Annotated in this window: 3 protein-coding genes; 1 reads left to right on the forward strand and 2 read right to left on the reverse strand. The window is 66.2% G+C overall.

All coding sequences use genetic code 11. The features are described 5' to 3' along the window. Positions 1-83: 83 nt before the first annotated feature. Both hslO and VFL64_RS14110 read right to left on the reverse strand, forming a co-directional pair. On the reverse strand, positions 84-1,040 hold the full coding sequence (gene hslO / locus VFL64_RS14105) for an Hsp33 family molecular chaperone HslO (RefSeq protein ID WP_489541014.1): 957 nt from the start codon (positions 1,038-1,040) through the stop codon (positions 84-86). Continuing rightward, entirely contained in the window at positions 1,040-1,564 is a 525-nt protein-coding gene (locus tag VFL64_RS14110) for a gamma carbonic anhydrase family protein (RefSeq protein WP_489541015.1), read from the reverse strand. Before VFL64_RS14110 ends, hslO begins: the two co-directional genes overlap by 1 nt. A 38-nt stretch (positions 1,565-1,602) precedes the next feature. On the opposite strand from VFL64_RS14110, the gene VFL64_RS14115 reads away from it, so the two are divergent. Then, positions 1,603-2,209 (forward strand): ferritin-like domain-containing protein (locus VFL64_RS14115; protein ID WP_489541016.1); only part of this gene is annotated, 607 nt, incomplete at its 3' end.

Genomic DNA, 2,209 nt, shown 5'->3' on the forward strand with positions numbered 1-2,209 from the left:
AGCGCGAAGAACATGCCGCCGATCCATACGATGGCCGAGCCAAGGTGCACGAGTTTCAGCAGCGCGTAGCCCATGGATGATGCTCAGTTGAGGGTGGACGAGCCCGGCGGTTGCCGGCCCTGGGGTGTGAACAGGCCGCCCACGTCGACCGGGTCGAAGTGGTACTTGGTGCCGCAGAAGTCGCAGGCGATCTCGACCCGCCCCTGCTCGACGACGATGCCGTCGATCTCTTCGCGCCCCAGGCTTTTGAGCATGTTGCCCACGCGCTCGCGCGAGCAGGTGCAGGCGAAGCGTGGCTGCGTGGGCTCGTAGCGGATGACCTTCTCTTCCCAGTAGAGGCGGCGCAGGATGGTGTCGGCATCGAGCGTGAGCAGTTCGTCGGACGTGAGCGTGGCCGTGAGGTGCGCGATGCGGTTGTAGGCCTCGTTGATTCCGATCTCATCCTCGTTCTTGCGCCCGAGATTGCCCTCGCCTTCGATCGGCAAGCGCTGGATCAGCAGGCCGGCGGCGATGTCGTCGTTGGCGGCAAGGATCAGCTTGGTGTCGAGCTGCTCCGACTGGAGCATGTAGTGCTCCAGCACCTCGCTGAGGCGATGCAGCGGCTCGCGCTGGTCGCCATGCAGCGCCACCACGCCTTGGTAGGGCTGCTGGCCGGGAAAGCGGTCCTTCGGGTCGAGCGTGATCGCGCAACGGCCGTTGCCATGCACGTTGACCAGCGTGTCCAGGCGCGGCTGCTCGGGCATCTCGCCCACCACCTTGGCGGTCACCCGAAAGGCCAGATCGGGCTGCACCTCGGTCACGGCGAGCTTTACCGGGCCGTCACCGTAGATCTGAACGATCAGCGCCCCATTGAACTTGATGTTGGACTGCATCAGCACGCCGGCAGCAGCCAGCTCACCCAGCAACGCCCGCACGGGCCGCGGGAAAGCGTCTTGCGCGGTCGCGCGTCGCTGCAACACCTCGCGCCAGTCGTCGGTCAATCGAACCAGCAGCCCACGCACCGGCAGGCCTTCGAACAAAAACTTGTGCAGTTCACTCATCAGGCGATCTTCTTCAGACCCGCCCTGAAGCGGCGGGCGTTCTCCACGTAATGCAAGGCGCTGCGCTTCAGACCTTCGATCTGTTCGGGTGTAAGCGTCTTCACCACCTTGGCGGGCGAGCCGATGATCATGGAGCCATCGGGGAACTCCTTGCCCTCGGTCACCAGCGCACCGGCACCCACCAGGCAGTGCTTGCCGATCCGAGCGCCATTGAGCACCACGGCACCGATGCCGACCAGCGAGCCTTCGCCGATGGTGCAGCCGTGCAGCATCACCTGGTGGCCCACCGTCACGTTCTCGGCCAGCGTGACCGGGTAGCCGTGGTCGGCGTGGACCACGGTGCCGTCCTGCACGTTGGTGTTCTTGCCGATGCTGATGCGCTCGGTGTCGCCACGCAGCACGGCGCCGAACCACACGCTGGCGTTCTCGGCCAGCGTCACCGCGCCCATCACCTGGGCGCTGTCGGCGACCCAGGCGGTGTCGTCGATGTCGGGCGACTCGTCGCCAAGTTGGTAGATGGCCATGGGGCGTGTTCCGGGGTACGAAGCCGATAATTCTAGGGATGAACCCGAGACAACGCGCCCTGGAGGTCTTGTGCCTGCGCGACCCCGTGAGCAAGGCCCGCGAGGCGCGCGCGCTGTTTGCCGAGCTGGACCCCCATCTGATCGACACCGAAGCGGTGCTCGAAGCGCCCGCCGATCTGCCAGGCCGACCGGATCGACCAGCGCTGCTGCCACCACGGCAAGTCCCCTCACGCACGCCCTTCACGCCCGAAGGCCGCGCTGCGTTGATCCACGCCATCGCCCACATCGAGTTCAACGCGATCAACCTCGCGCTGGACGCCGCCTTCCGCTTCGCCGGCATGCCGGCGGCCTTCTACGTGGACTGGCTGCGCGTGGCCAGCGAAGAAGCGCTGCACTTCAGCCTCTTGCGCGAACACCTGCTGAGTCTGGGCCACGACTATGGCGACTTCGACGCCCACGATGGCCTGTGGCTGATGACCCAACGCACCGCCGACAGCGTGCTCGCCCGCATGGCCCTGGTGCCGCGCACACTCGAAGCCCGAGGCCTCGATGCCACCCCACCATTGCAGGCCAAGTTTGCGCGCGCAGGCGATGCACGGGCAGTCGAGATACTGGCAGTGATCCTGCGCGACGAGGTGGGTCACG

The organism is Rhizobacter sp. (assembly GCF_035702065.1).
Lineage (GTDB): Bacteria > Pseudomonadota > Gammaproteobacteria > Burkholderiales > Burkholderiaceae_C > Rhizobacter.

Bases quoted from the DNA above. Each gene is read 5' to 3' on its own strand.
- VFL64_RS14110 (WP_489541015.1), bottom strand. From the start codon at position 1,564: ATGGCCATCTACCAACTTGGCGACGAGTCGCCCGACATCGACGACACC.
- hslO (WP_489541014.1), bottom strand. From the start codon at position 1,040: ATGAGTGAACTGCACAAGTTTTTGTTCGAAGGCCTGCCGGTGCGTGGG.